Origin of the sequence: Prevotella sp. Sow4_E9_plate, from assembly GCF_052116205.1 — a bacterium.
Taxonomy (GTDB): domain Bacteria; phylum Bacteroidota; class Bacteroidia; order Bacteroidales; family Bacteroidaceae; genus Prevotella.
On sequence record NZ_JBQKLN010000011.1, the window covers coordinates 1 to 13,104 of the forward strand.

General features: G+C 42.4%; 13 protein-coding genes, 1 pseudogene and 1 CRISPR repeat array. Of the genes and pseudogenes, 8 read left to right on the top strand and 6 right to left on the bottom strand.

Annotated features, from left to right (window positions below; genetic code table 11):
- The 7 genes and pseudogenes from ACTQ53_RS06105 to ACTQ53_RS06135 all read left to right on the top strand — a co-directional run.
- Positions 1 to 259 (top strand): annotated as a pseudogene (locus tag ACTQ53_RS06105) (transposase); the annotation flags it as partial.
- A 134-nt stretch (positions 260 to 393) separates the two neighbouring features.
- The gene (locus ACTQ53_RS06110) at positions 394 to 1,005 is read left to right on the top strand and encodes a DUF559 domain-containing protein (RefSeq protein WP_441932429.1); all 612 of its coding nucleotides are present in this window, start codon (positions 394 to 396) and stop codon (positions 1,003 to 1,005) included.
- Positions 1,006 to 1,099: 94 nt separating this feature from the next.
- Positions 1,100 to 1,525, top strand: a complete 426-nt coding sequence (locus tag ACTQ53_RS06115) for a SprT-like domain-containing protein (protein ID WP_441932430.1) — start codon at positions 1,100 to 1,102, stop codon at positions 1,523 to 1,525.
- A gap of 97 nt (positions 1,526 to 1,622) precedes the next feature.
- Entirely contained in the window at positions 1,623 to 2,120 is a 498-nt protein-coding gene (locus tag ACTQ53_RS06120; protein WP_441932431.1) for a DnaB-like helicase N-terminal domain-containing protein, read from the top strand.
- A gap of 227 nt (positions 2,121 to 2,347) precedes the next feature.
- Positions 2,348 to 3,055 (top strand): SDR family NAD(P)-dependent oxidoreductase, encoded by a 708-nt coding sequence (locus tag ACTQ53_RS06125; protein ID WP_441932432.1) that lies wholly within the window; start codon positions 2,348 to 2,350, stop codon positions 3,053 to 3,055.
- A gap of 279 nt (positions 3,056 to 3,334) precedes the next feature.
- Complete coding sequence (locus tag ACTQ53_RS06130; RefSeq protein ID WP_441932433.1) at positions 3,335 to 4,234, top strand: hypothetical protein; 900 nt, start codon at positions 3,335 to 3,337, stop codon at positions 4,232 to 4,234.
- 148 nt (positions 4,235 to 4,382) lie between these two features.
- On the top strand, positions 4,383 to 4,679 hold the full coding sequence (locus ACTQ53_RS06135; RefSeq protein WP_441932491.1) for a tetratricopeptide repeat protein: 297 nt from the start codon (positions 4,383 to 4,385) through the stop codon (positions 4,677 to 4,679).
- Between the two features lie 60 nt (positions 4,680 to 4,739).
- On the opposite strand, the gene ACTQ53_RS06140 is transcribed toward ACTQ53_RS06135, so the two are convergent.
- On the bottom strand, positions 4,740 to 4,925 hold the full coding sequence (locus tag ACTQ53_RS06140; protein WP_441932434.1) for a hypothetical protein: 186 nt from the start codon (positions 4,923 to 4,925) through the stop codon (positions 4,740 to 4,742).
- Between the two features lie 441 nt (positions 4,926 to 5,366).
- Positions 5,367 to 6,351: direct repeats of the CRISPR family, unit length 37 nt; unit sequence GTACGAGACCATCTTCCACTACAATAAGGATTAAGAC.
- A 110-nt stretch (positions 6,352 to 6,461) separates the two neighbouring features.
- On the opposite strand from ACTQ53_RS06140, the gene ACTQ53_RS06145 reads away from it, so the two are divergent.
- On the top strand, positions 6,462 to 6,938 hold the full coding sequence (locus tag ACTQ53_RS06145) for a hypothetical protein (protein WP_441932435.1): 477 nt from the start codon (positions 6,462 to 6,464) through the stop codon (positions 6,936 to 6,938).
- 65 nt (positions 6,939 to 7,003) lie between these two features.
- On the opposite strand, the gene ACTQ53_RS06150 is transcribed toward ACTQ53_RS06145, so the two are convergent.
- The 5 genes from ACTQ53_RS06150 to ACTQ53_RS06170 are packed head-to-tail and all read right to left on the bottom strand — an operon-like array spanning position 7,004 to position 13,101.
- Entirely contained in the window at positions 7,004 to 9,268 is a 2,265-nt protein-coding gene (locus ACTQ53_RS06150; protein ID WP_441932436.1) for a TIGR03986 family type III CRISPR-associated RAMP protein, read from the bottom strand.
- A gap of 15 nt (positions 9,269 to 9,283) precedes the next feature.
- Positions 9,284 to 9,682 carry a TIGR04423 family type III CRISPR-associated protein gene (locus tag ACTQ53_RS06155; protein WP_287624273.1) on the bottom strand — a complete coding sequence of 133 codons (399 nt, stop codon included), beginning with the start codon at positions 9,680 to 9,682 and terminating at the stop codon, positions 9,284 to 9,286.
- A 2-nt stretch (positions 9,683 to 9,684) separates the two neighbouring features.
- Positions 9,685 to 11,016: an RAMP superfamily CRISPR-associated protein gene (locus ACTQ53_RS06160; protein WP_441932437.1), complete on the bottom strand. Its 1,332-nt coding sequence runs from the start codon at positions 11,014 to 11,016 to the stop codon at positions 9,685 to 9,687.
- A 4-nt stretch (positions 11,017 to 11,020) separates the two neighbouring features.
- Positions 11,021 to 12,541 (bottom strand): hypothetical protein, encoded by a 1,521-nt coding sequence (locus ACTQ53_RS06165; RefSeq protein ID WP_441932438.1) that lies wholly within the window; start codon positions 12,539 to 12,541, stop codon positions 11,021 to 11,023.
- Entirely contained in the window at positions 12,538 to 13,101 is a 564-nt protein-coding gene (locus tag ACTQ53_RS06170) for an RAMP superfamily CRISPR-associated protein (RefSeq protein ID WP_441932439.1), read from the bottom strand. The genes ACTQ53_RS06165 and ACTQ53_RS06170 overlap by 4 nt, the downstream gene beginning before the upstream one ends.
- Between the last annotated feature and the right edge of the window lie 3 nt (positions 13,102 to 13,104).

The following is a 13,104-nucleotide window of genomic DNA, read 5'->3' on the forward strand; positions in this document are numbered from 1 at the left end:
CGTTGAAGCAGCCATGTTCCAATACAGTTTTCATACACGTAATGGCAAGACCCGATACAGGGGCTTGCTCAAACATCGTATGCATGCATATAGCAGATGTATGTGGATGAACCTCCGAAGGATGGTAATATTCCAGATTTCAACATTTCAAAGATCGATATTTGCCCTTTTCGGGCCTATCAGAGAAGCTTTCGGCTCTTTCAAGGCAATTTCTCGAAAGATATTCACCAGCGGAGCCGATTGCTATGTTTCACTCTGAATGACCACACTGGTCAGACTGAATTCAAAATATGCCCCTTTTTAAAGTGGGCTCAGTAATATTATACGTATAACCGATTTTATTCTCCAAGAAAAAAGCAGTAACTTTGCAACCGAAATAAAAAAGTTATTATTATGAATGATAAACTTCAAAAAAATCCGAAAGGTACATACATCAGAGAAACCAGAGAGATGGCAGAAAATGCCGCAAAGAAGAATCCGGAATGCAATTTCATTGGACTGGATGAATATTTACCTACCCTGTATCCCGGTAAAACCTGGATTCACGATAAACCATTCGGAAAACGCAGCGGAAAGAGCTACCGAATTCGTCCGGACTACCTATGTGAAGAAGAAAAGATCATCATAGAGTTTGACGGACTCCAGCACTATACAAATCCAGCGAACATCAGAAAAGACCGTAAGAACCAGGCCATCTATGAAGGCGAAGGGTTCAAGGTGATACGTATCCCCTACTTCATCAATCTCACTAAAGAGGTCATTCAAGAGATGTTCGGCATTACAGTAATAGATGAAAAGTTTGATCCTGCAGTACCATCCATGTCTGCAAAATGGTCCAATACACCTGCTTACTGCTGCTATCAGGGAATCATGCGTATGGCCGAGGAATTCAAACGCTATCCTCAGCAATATAAAGTGAACATTGACCAACTGGAAGCTGACAATGATGAAGAGCTATCAGGGGCAGAGCTTTTAAAAGCTGCTATGAAAGGAAAACTGTTTTAGAAACCAAAAAATAGAAGAACAGATGAGAACATTTTTTCCAATGTCAGACGGTTCATACGGAGAATGGGAGATGACACCGTTGAATATACTTGCAATGAAATTGCAACTTCAATCAGCATATTTATTGGAGAATCTCTTCAATCTATACAATATGCAATTGTTTGATTTCTCACTTGAGACTCCAACATTCATAATCAACAACTCCAAGACAATAATTGGTAACTTCAGATATGAGTATATAGGGCAGAATGACAATTTCATTGTCATAGAAATCTGCGGGAGATACAGATACACCATGTATCAGCTGCTCAGTATCTTGATACATGAAATGCTTCATTACTACTTGTCAGCAGTCTATCATTTAAATACAGCCAACCATGATAAGATTTTCATGGATATGGCTGACAAACTTAATGAGAGCAATGATTTCCATATTACGCCTACTATAGATCTGACTGACTACGAAAGAATAAAAAGTAAATCTTCAATGAATAAACTGTGCGATTGGTTGTTTGGGTAAAGTAAGAAAACACTTCCTACAATACAAAAACTTTTAGTAACTTTGCACTTGCTTATTAAAGTAATAAACAATGAGTAAATAAGAAAGCGAAGTCATTATGACAGATAATAGACAAAGAAATAATGGAAAAAAAGGAGCTCCCCCGATTGATCCTAATTTCGCACATGTTCAGCCGCAGGCTGTAGAAATCGAGAGGGTGGTGCTCGGTGCTTTGATGGTTGACTCTGATGCCTTTTCTGTGGTATCGGAGCTGCTCAAACCCGAAACTTTCTACGAACCTCGCCATCAGAAGATATACGAGGCTATCCGTAATATGAATATGGACGAACGTCCTGTGGATATTATGACGCTGAACGATGAGCTCTCCAAGATGGGCGAGATTGACAAAGTGGGTGGTGTACACTATCTGATGGAGATTTCTTCACAGGTGGCTCCTGCTGCCCATGTGGAGTCTCATGCCCGTATCCTGGCGGAGAAAAAGTCATCAAACGTTACATTTATTATCCTGTCAACGGATTATTGGTGGAACTGGCTGATTAAATATATGAAAAGCAGGGCTAAGGAAGATTTACAACTCCTTAGTCCTGCTTTCTAACTCCAGCTTTTCTACACCAGTTATAATAACTGATGTTTTGTAAGTGCATTCTTATTGTAAGAATATAAGTATAGTCATTTTATGCAAACTATATTTATGACACAATTAGTATTAAAGAAATTTGGAAAATCATTCGTCTTTTAAATGAAAAAATCGTATCTTTGCATTGGCAATAAATGGTTTCTATTTAGAATTCATTTTACTGAACTTTTAAATAATTATAAGGAATGAATAAAACAGCTTTTATTACTGGTGCCAACAAAGGTATTGGCTTTGGAATCAGTAAATATCTTGGCCAGTCTGGCTGGGACATTATTATCGGAGCTCGCAATGAAGCAAGAGCTTTGGATGCAATGAGCAAGTTACAGGACGCAGGATGTACTGTTCTGGGATGGGTGGAAATAGAACTGAGTAACCAGACTAGTATCAGCAAGGCAGCAAAGGAAATCAATGAGAAATATCCTTCGCTCAATCTCCTGGTAAATAATGCAGGTATTCCGGGAGATATGTCAAAGACAAGTTGGGATACTGATATGAAGAATATCAAGGAAACTACTGATGTAAATTACTTTGGGACATTAGCCATCACCCAGGCACTCCTTCCGCTCATCAAGCAAAACGAAGGTAGAATTGTGAATGTGACAGTACCAAGCGAAATCAGTCCTTATTGGCATCCATTGGCTTACGTAGCAAGCAAAGCAGCCCAGAATGCTATGATGGGTGTGATGGCAATGGAGTTTAAGCAGAATAACATTCCTGTGGAGATTTTCAGCGTACATCCTGGACCTACCACTACAGATTTGAATGGCAATATGGACTTGCCGGGGTTTCATACGACTGACAAGGTGGGCGAGAAATTTGCCAAACTCATCAATGATGGTAAGTCTCATAATGGCGAGTTTATTGAATTATACCCTATTGTAAAAGAAGATTAGAGACTTTGCAATAGGAAAAAGTAAGTATTGTATTATCTTAATGCTATTGTCAATATGCTTGGAATTAGATCATACAAAGATTTGCACTATTGGGAATCATTGTGGCCCAATAGTAATCCTGGTAAACATAACTGGTATATTATTCTTTTGAGCAATTTAAACTATCAAACTCCGGCAATGCGATTGGTTTTTAATAACTATGAATATCTGCATTATAGGACTAAGAATATCCGTTATTTCATTCCAGGTCTTTTGAATGAAGAAAAAGGTATATATCCTTTGAAAAATAGAGATACTACAAAGCCTCTTGCCTTCTCTGAAAGATTTCATGTAGATGGATTCATAGAGACTGTGCAGTGGCTAGAAAATAATAATCCAGCTTACACATACAATGAAGGCATAGATATGATTCTGCTTCCATATACACGCCGGGAAGATTCTGCTACTGGCGAGGAAGGGTATGACTTCAAACACATGCTGTGGTATTGTCTGGATGACATCATGAATCAAGGAATCAATCTGATTTCGTTCATGAAAAAAGCGATGGATGTTGTTAGTGAAGACATGTCCTATGAGGAAACAAAAGCTCATTTGAATATTGCTGTTTCTACTGGGCTTTTAGAGGCACCTAAAATCAAGGTATCAATCGTTAAAATGCCGGAACAATGGAAACTTCCTGAAGGAAGGAGAACCAAGGAACTTTGGGCTATCAAGATTAATGTAAACGGGGAGTCTTTCAACATCAAGGTTGGTTCAAAAGACCAAAGAATGGTGTATGTATGTACACTCATCAGACAGAAACTCGGTGAACATATGTACCTTCATGAATTCTTCAGAAACGGTAGAGGTAGATATTGTAAATTTACCAAGCAAGGTTCCAAAGAATGGCTAAGGGATGTTTACAATCTGCTTTTCAATCATCCTGCAAGGGATTTTAGTGAATGGATGGAAAGAGTGGATGACTCTGAAAACAGGGGACGCAGCATCAATCAGGGAAAATCGCAGATTAATGCCTATATCAAGGATAGACTTAATGCGTTTGAGTTGGATGTATCAGAAATGCCAATCATAGACAAAATGGAGGATGAACATCAAGATTCTTACTACACCACTTACCTTCAGCCTGAAGATATAGAGATACCGGAAGATTTTTTGTCCATTCCTTTATCAGTAAGATGATGCAGAAGCGATGGACTGTTAAAACTTTGCTCATAATTAAGGCTCCTGTATGAAAAAAGATCGTGAAACAGCAAGTAAATATCGCCAGCAGGCCCTGGAAGGAGATCTGATGGCAATGAACAACATGGGTGTGTGATATGCACAGGGCATCGGTGTTGTGGAGAATCATGCCACTGCTTTTGAATGGTACATGAAAGCCGCTACACTGGGCGATATTTATGCCTGTTACAATGTGGCAGAATGCTATTATCTAGGTGACGGGGTAGAACAGGACTACGAAAAAGCACTTCATTGGTATCTTATAGCTGCAGAAAAAGGAGATGTACAGTCACAGGTAAATGCTGCCAATGCCTATTATCTTGGGCAGGGAACCACAGAAAATCATGCCAAGGCTCATGAGTGGTGGCTCAAGGCTGCCCAGCGAGGACACTTGCAAAGATACTGATGAGAAGTTTTCCTTTCTTCTGTAGTCTGGGTCAAAGTGGGCACAGACAAAGTAGGGGAGTTATTTTTTCATCAGGTTGTATTTGGCACTGTCCATGCGCTGGATACTGCGCAGGACTTCTGCCTGATTTCTGAGTGATGGCTCTGGGTGAGCAAGCATCTCGAATAGGTCTATCATGTTGATAGATGTATATTTTTCATTGGCAGCCACGATCTTGGTTCCCAATGATACAGTCTGCTCTTTCATATTAGTAGTGTTTTAATTGTTGTGCGAATTTTTGCATATAGAGAAATATATGGGTTTCTCTGCTTCTGGTCATTCCCTTGATGGATTCATTCTCTGAGAGGTAGTCATTGACTGGAATCTCTAATGGTTGGGAGTGATGGATATGCTAGATTTATGGTAGGAGATAGCCTTCTTTTTCTGATGTTTGTTTGTGCAGAATAGTGGTTTGGGGGGTGGTCTTGTCGTTTGTCTTTAGGTTTCTGTCTCCCCATTTTGTTAACAGAGTTAAATTTTGGGGATAAAAATGGCTAAATATTTAAGAATAATTGGCTTGCATATCTTGAAAAAAAGTCGTACCTTTGCACTCGCTAAGAAATAGTTAATTTTCGGTTAAGGAAAGTGAATATTTGTTTAGCGAAGTTCTTTAACTTATTGATAATCAGTAAAGTCTTATAAGGTCGAGTACGAGACCATCTTCCACTACAATAAGGATTAAGACGCCCTCCTTGATGAGCACGTAAATCTCTAAAAGATGTACGAGACCATCTTCCACTACAATAAGGATTAAGACCGTTCTCCCTCCAAATTACCAACGGTGATACCGCTGTACGAGACCATCTTCCACTACAATAAGGATTAAGACAACAAGTCCCATTGCAACATAGCGAATTCTATATGTACGAGACCATCTTCCACTACAATAAGGATTAAGACATCATAATGGTAATGTGTTAAAGAGTTATGAGAAAGGTACGAGACCATCTTCCACTACAATAAGGATTAAGACCAGTGTCACCACATACAAAGAAGAATGAACCTGCTTGTACGAGACCATCTTCCACTACAATAAGGATTAAGACTAAGTCCAATTTTACACATTGTAAGATCATCACCTAGTACGAGACCATCTTCCACTACAATAAGGATTAAGACTTGGAAAGCTGTCTACACAAACCAGATTGATGAATTGGTACGAGACTATCTTCCACTACAATAAGGATTAAGACCTGTTCCCATAAATGCAAACACCTTAATAAGAATTAAGTACGAGACCATCTTCCACTACAATAAGGATTAAGACACGCTGCAAAGATAAAATCAATATTTAATTGCATACCTTGTACGAGACCATCCTCAACTACAACAAGGATTTTGATACGAGACTCAGAATGTACAACCGTAACTTTTATAGTACGAGACCTTCTTCAACTACAATAAGGATTAAGACAAATATATTGCCCCTATTGTTGCCTCTACTTTGTGTACGAGACTATCTACCACTACAACAAGGATTAAGACTTTGCTTCTTCAAACATGTCTACTGTATTAATTACGGGTACGAGACCATTGTCCACTACAACAAGGATTAAGACATTGCTGTATGGCTCAATGTAGTGAGTTACACCATTTGTACGAGACCATCGTCCACTACAACAAGGATTAAGACATTGCTAATTCACACAAAGCTTTTTAGGGTTAGTTTGTGCTAGACCATAGGTCACTGCAAGTTGACAGGACTATGTTTAAACCTGCAAATAACTTAATGATATAACAATAATGAAACGATACAACATTTGGAATAAAATTTTCCATAGCAGTGAAGTAATCAAGGATATTGAAGATTACAAACTTCAACAAAGTCTTGTTAATAACTATGAGTGTTGGCTTACTAAAATAGGTAATGCTAACACTCTAATTGAGTGTATGACACTCCATAAGTATATATGGAGACAAGGGTTTAAAAATACTAACTTGGGTCCAGATAAATATGGGATGTTTAGAACTAAGGATATAAACTTTATGACTACAAATGAAGTTTATATAGGAGGATTTAACGGTCTTAAAATCTTAACTATTGAAGAATGGGAAGAGTGTAAAGAAGAATTATATGATTCTGAGCAAACTTGTTATAGTTTTATCTTAAGTAGTTATAAAAGATTATTAAAAGCTAATATTATAAATATTACAGATAAAGCTAAAATATTGGTAGAACAATATCAACAAAATAACTATAAATTATATAATGAGTATTAGAGTATCTACCTCAAAAAATCCCATATCAAGGTAGGGTGACCTTGGTATGGGATTAATATTCTTTCTTACTTTTGGTAGGAATCATAAAGTTCCTTGGCCTTGTCTTCGCCAAGGAAGCCTGTCAGCTTTCTCCAGATGCCACTCTTGTCAAATGGCTTGGCAAGTTCCTTCACTTCCTTCTTGGATGGTTCCTGTAGCAAGCGCATTGAGGTATTGAAGAGGTCGTTGCTGTCGGATTCTTTGAGCTGTGATGCCTTGGAGTCTTTCAGCCATTTCTCCACCTTTTGGAAGCATACCTTGAAGTCCTTGATGCTATAGTTTACGCCATCTCCTGCGAGTTTGTCAAGGGTGGCGCCAAGACCAGCTTCAAGTTTATTTGTTATAGTTATCAGGACATCTTGTTCTGCTTGTTGCTTTTTCTCTTCTTCCTGCTTGGCAATCTGTTCATCGATATCGGCAACTATTTGTCTTTCTTCCTGGATGTTAATTCCTTTTTTGAGAAGTTCATCCATGATGTCGTTATAGAGTTTCTTAGCCTCTTGGTATTCCTTGGCTTCTACACAGCTCTTGGCGAGCGCATATTGCTCGGAGAGTGATCTGCGGGCTTCTTTTTCTGCTCTTTCACCTTTAGCCTTGAGTGCAAGGTCTCTGATCTTATCCTTGTCTTCATCCGTAAGCCATGAGTGGATTGGTGTACCTTTTTCCTGAATCTTGTTGAAAGGATTCTTCTTCTCGAACTTGCTGTCTCCATACTCTTTCATCTCCATCATTCTGACTTCATCGTCTGTATGTTCACTGAGGATATTGACGAGTTGGGTGATGCTTTCGGTTTGTGCCCACAATTGCTGGTAGTTCTCATAAGTGAACACCGACATCATTTCTTCAAAGCGCTGCATATAGTAGTTCATGTCCTGGCTAAAGCCGCGAAGGGTGATGTCTTCCTTATCGATGTGGCATTTGCCGAAGCCAAAAGCCTTGGCCATACCCAGGTTGAAGAATACCTCTGGAGTCATATTGAAAGTAAGGGCAGCCAATATAGCTCCAATCTCAGCTTCTCTTGTGTTATGCAAGGAGATTCTCAGGGTAAAGGTTTGTCCAGCAGGAAGGGCCTTGAATGTTGTTCCCACATTCTTGTTTTCTCCTTGTGGAAGCTGGGTGGTGGTTCCCTTAGAGTGGATTCGATATAGCTTTCTTCCTGCGATACCCTCGTTTTCATCATAGGTCTTGTATGGTGAATGCTGTTGCTTCAGATACAGAGGATAGTAGGAGGCCTTAGGGGTTCCCAGAATTCCCTTTGTCTCAATAAGCTCAGAGTCCTCTACAGTTCCCTCCATGAAGGCATGGCTGATTTGTACTCTTCCCTTCAGGTTGTCGTCACCAGTGTATCCGAACAGGGTTTCTCCCAGGTCGTGTCTGGTCTTGTCGGCCTTTTGCAGGATTTCTACCTGTTGGCGTACATTGTTTCTGAATGGGAGTTTGAACATTCTGGACATACCGAGGATCTCCTGACCATTTTGCATCTTGAGATAGAATACCGGTATTTCATAACCCTTTTCAAGAGCCATTAGGAAACAGCCTTTTCCTTCTTTTTCCTTGGCGAAATCTGGAGTTCCTTCATAGATACTCTTGAAGGCTCTGATGGTTTCTTCGCTTAAAGGGATGCTCTCACCTCTGTCTGAAGGGAACAGCAGTTCATGTTTTTTACCTTGCATGAGTCCTGTGCAGACGATTCGGTAGTTTATTCCATCTTTTTCTCTCTCAGGATAGGTAGGATAATGGTTGGAATCCGAGCCTACTGAAACATTGGTTTCCCAGACAGAGCCATTTGGCTTATATCCTGGGAAATTCAAGCCTACTTCTATGCTATTGATCTTTTCCAGTTGTCCATCGCATGGGGTGAAGAAATATCTTTCACCTTCCTTTGAGAGCCAGCCTGGTATGGCATTATTTACCTTATTGAGGTATTCGGCGCTTTTAGCCTTATTCATTCTGTTGGCCACATCACGATAACCAAACCATCTGTTCTGGAAGTCCTTGTCCTCCTGCATCTTGCCAAAGGACATGATTTCTATGATTTCACGCAACATTCCCTTGATGGTGGTGCCTGGGATGAAGTAGTGGCGTTTTCCGTCCTTACCCATGATATGGGCAGAGTGCTCATTCAGTGCACCGTCGCGTGTGAAGAGAGGAGATACGTTCTTGATTTTCACCTCGATCACTCCATCCTCTGAGTCTGAGAATGGCAAGTCCTGAGTTACCTGCTCACTCCAGGAAGGGTAGAACACCTTTTCATTGAGTGGCACGAAATTATAGGGTGCTGTAATTTTCATTTTGCAGTTCCTCCATTATTTTTCAAATCCAACGAATATGTTTGCCTTGAGCTGAAGGGTAGGCATGTTTTCACAAAGCTCATCCTTCACCTCTTCCCACTGGCGCAGGAACTTTAGTGCCTTCACGCCAGGAAGACGGTGTGGCAGGTAGGTAACCGGAGTTGTGGTGGCAGAGCCATCCAGTTCTTCCTGCTTTACCTCGTATGTTGTTACGAAGTAATTTCCATCCACATAACGGATCTGGATAGAAGTGTTTTCTTCCGGGTTCCACAGCAGTCCCTCTACGACGAAAGGATTCTCGCCGTCTGTAAGGGTAAGAGAAAGAGGTTCTCCTTCTCCTATGATTCTTGGTTTGCTCTGGTCGCTTTGCCAGAGGTAGCCTTCATATTTTGCATTTTTTATCTGATGTTCCATGCTTACTCTTGTATGTTAAGTGTTCCGATGAATATACCATTTCCTCTGTTGGTACCACCGCCCAGTGGCAGGAGGCCGTCGCAGATGTCCTGGAGGGCTTTCTCGAATGCCTTTCTGACATCTTCGTCTTGAAGGGCTTCCTTTTCAACCCAGATCTCTTCCACGAGTTCCTGGTTTTCCGCTGTGCTTACCTTTTCCTGGAACAGGGCACCGTCCATCACTCCACCGGTAAACTTATCTACCCTGATGTGAGGAAGAACCTTTGAGTCCGTGTTCTCAATGAAGACATCTGAGAAGATGGCCTTTCCTCTGGATGGTTTGATGTCTCCTTCGTCCAGTGTGGTGCCGAAGATATCCAGGCATGCCTTGTTTCTGTCGCTTGCGATAGCCTCTGCGTTGTCTACAAAGTGCTTCGTGAGGCGGTTCCAGTGGTAGGCTGTACGGTGTGAAATGGCTCCTTTGACGGATGTTGCCGGTATCAGGCTCTTGGCCTCCTTGATTTCTGGCTTGCCGGTTGACCAGTCCACATAGTTTTCCTTGACGGGTGTCATATCGGCATCTTCGTCTCCGAATCCTGATGAGAACAGGAAGAAGTTCAAAGGCTTGAGAGTGAGGGTATATTTGATCCAGTCAGCCCCCTGCAGTTCGCTTGGCTTCTTCTCGATGGCCTCATTCCAGTCCTCTTCCAGCGATGATGACTTTTTCAGGTAGGCATCGAGGTCCTTTTCCTGGGTCAGGTCATAGCTTGCGTATTTCAAGCTCACGACCTTCATGCTTCCGAAACCGTTTCTCGTTCCGCTGCCGACTCTGAAGGTAGGAGAGGAGATGGTGTTCAGAATGTTCTGCATATTCTCGTCATCCTTCGTTTCTGAGAGGAGTTCCATCTCGAAGATGAATCGGGTGCCTTTATACACAACCTGTTCGTCGAACTTGCCATGGTTGGCGCCTGTACCCTTTTCCGTGATTCTTACATGCTGGCGGATTGGCAGTACCTCAAAGGCCTTGAGATACTCATCCTGCTCTATATTCTTAAGTCCGTCCATGGCCTTCTGGTTGCTGCCTAGAAGCAGTGCGTCGGAAATGAGGACCTTGGAGCCTTCTCCCTTGTCTCCTTTCTGATATCCGAAGATAGAGTCTCTCTCCTTCAGGTCTTTCAGGCTGTGACGGATGATGCCCATGAGTGATGTGCCCGGGATATATGGCAGGTCATTCACGTCTCTTGCCACGGGTGCATCTGTAATGATGTCCTTCTCGCCGCTACCCACTGCCAGAGGTGATGTTGCCTCCAGGGTGATGCGCGCGATCATGCGATATTTATATTTTGTTATCTGCATTGCTCTATTGTTTTTTTGCCATTTCAGAGGCAAGGTTCACTAATGCTCTTTGAGACAGGTCTCCATACTCCTGGTTGTTACCCATCTTCTCTATAAACTCTCTGAGGATTTTGTCTCTCTGCTTGGCTTTCCAGTCCTTGGCCTTGATTCCATGGGTAATATAGCCGATTGACTCTATGACTTCGGTTCTTGGATCTGTTGGAGACGGCTCTCGCTTTTTCAATTCCTTCTTGTCGAAGAGTTCAAGGAGAATCTTGTTCATGGTAGCATGCTGGAGGGCGATGCTGCGGATGGCTCCCCATTGAGAAGAGAACTTGCCTTGTGAGAACAATGGCTTGTACTTACTGACGAAATTGTTCACCTGTTCATAGATATAGACAGAAGAACTGTTCTTGTGCTTCTTTCTTGCCAGGAATGCTAGCAGCGGTGTTCCCTCCAGCGCTCTAGTCTCTGTAACCTGAGCTTTTGTCTTATGGGTGAGTTGAAGGGCTGTCTGACCATTTTCCCCTGCCTTTTGCAGCAGGTTCCATCCGTAGATGACCTTACCGAATCCCTCATTCTTATAGTTGCCTACATAGGAAGGAAGCTGTGAGAGTGTTGGCAGCTCATCAAGCTTGACAACGAAGACACTACCTTTTTCGATACCCACACGGTCTGCATCTCTGGTTTGGCGCTTGCCATTCCAGGGAGCATATTGGAAGGTTCTGATCTGTGACTTCTCCCAGTCGATTTCTCCGTTGAGTCCCAGCATCTGGGCTGTTGGCTGGAAGGTTGCCGTTCCTGTTTCATCCAGGAAGATGAGTCTGCCATCGGCATAGACCGTGATATAGTTGCTTCCATTGATGGAGAACTGTGATGCTGCAGATGGAATTTCCTGGAAGGAAGCTTTCGTGATTTCAATGAGGCCATACTGTGCCGTCTTGGATCTACCCACATGTTTTCTTCCTGTCAGCTTTTCCTCGATGATAGGGGCAAGGGCTTCATTGTCTATCTCTACAGAGAAATAGAATTCGCTTCCCTTCTCCAGTCCTTCATATCCGAACATCTGGCTGTCCTTACTCTTGCGAAGGGTTCTGTCATAGGCACTCTTGATGGCAAAGTTCTTCAGACTCTCTACTGCGTTAGCCTCGTTCTCTGCAAACTCATAGTAGCCTTCGCGGCATTGCTTGAGCTGCTGTGGCTGGCCTTGGATACCATTCTTGTCATCTGAGCGGCTATAGAAGTGGTGGATATAGCTTTCCTCACTCAAGGATTTGAGCTTTGGGTAGAAGAGGGATGCAGGAACATGGAGGCTTCTTGTCTTGGCATCCTTGGATGCCGGATGTGCGTCACCGAATCTTACATGTCCGCTATGGAAGATTTCTGCCTGCTCTTGGGGCTGGAAGTTCATGTAGTCTTTAGCTACGATGCCCAGGAAGCAGTTGCCTGGAATGAAGGTCAGGGATTCCTGGTTTCCTTCTGTGGCAGCTCGCTGGTTCAGGATGACATCTGAGAGCAGTTTACATTTGAATTGAAGAGTTTTCATGCCTTACCTCCTTTCTCTATACTGAATTTACATCTGCCCAGGCCTCTGTTTCTGCCTGTTCCCATATGTTTGATGAAGCCAAGTGCCGCTTCCAGTACGCTTTCCATGTCATCATCCACATAAAGGATTGTTGCATAGAGCGTGCATGGAATGGTGGTTTCGATGGTGCGAAGGCTATGCTCCTGGGTGATTCCGTTTTTTTCGTCAATGGCTGTTGCCACCTTATTTATATATAGCAGGTCTTCCACATGGTTGGAAAGGATACTTTCAGCCTCGTCTTCTTTGAGGGTAGCATTGGTGAAGAACAGGGTGCCGGATGGCAGCACTTCTTCAGCGGTAGCTGCCTTGCCGAAGGCTTTCTCCAGGTCCATGTCCAGACCTCTGAGGGCAGCATAGTCCTCTACAGCTTCTCGAATGAGGCCTTTGATCGTCTTGCCGGGAATATATGGCAGCCCTTTGGTGTCCTTGATGACGAGGGAGTCTGCGTCTGCTCCGGCAGAGAGTCCCGACCCGCAATGCCATGGTGAGAAGAACTCTATTTTTATATTTAAGTCTTTCATTGC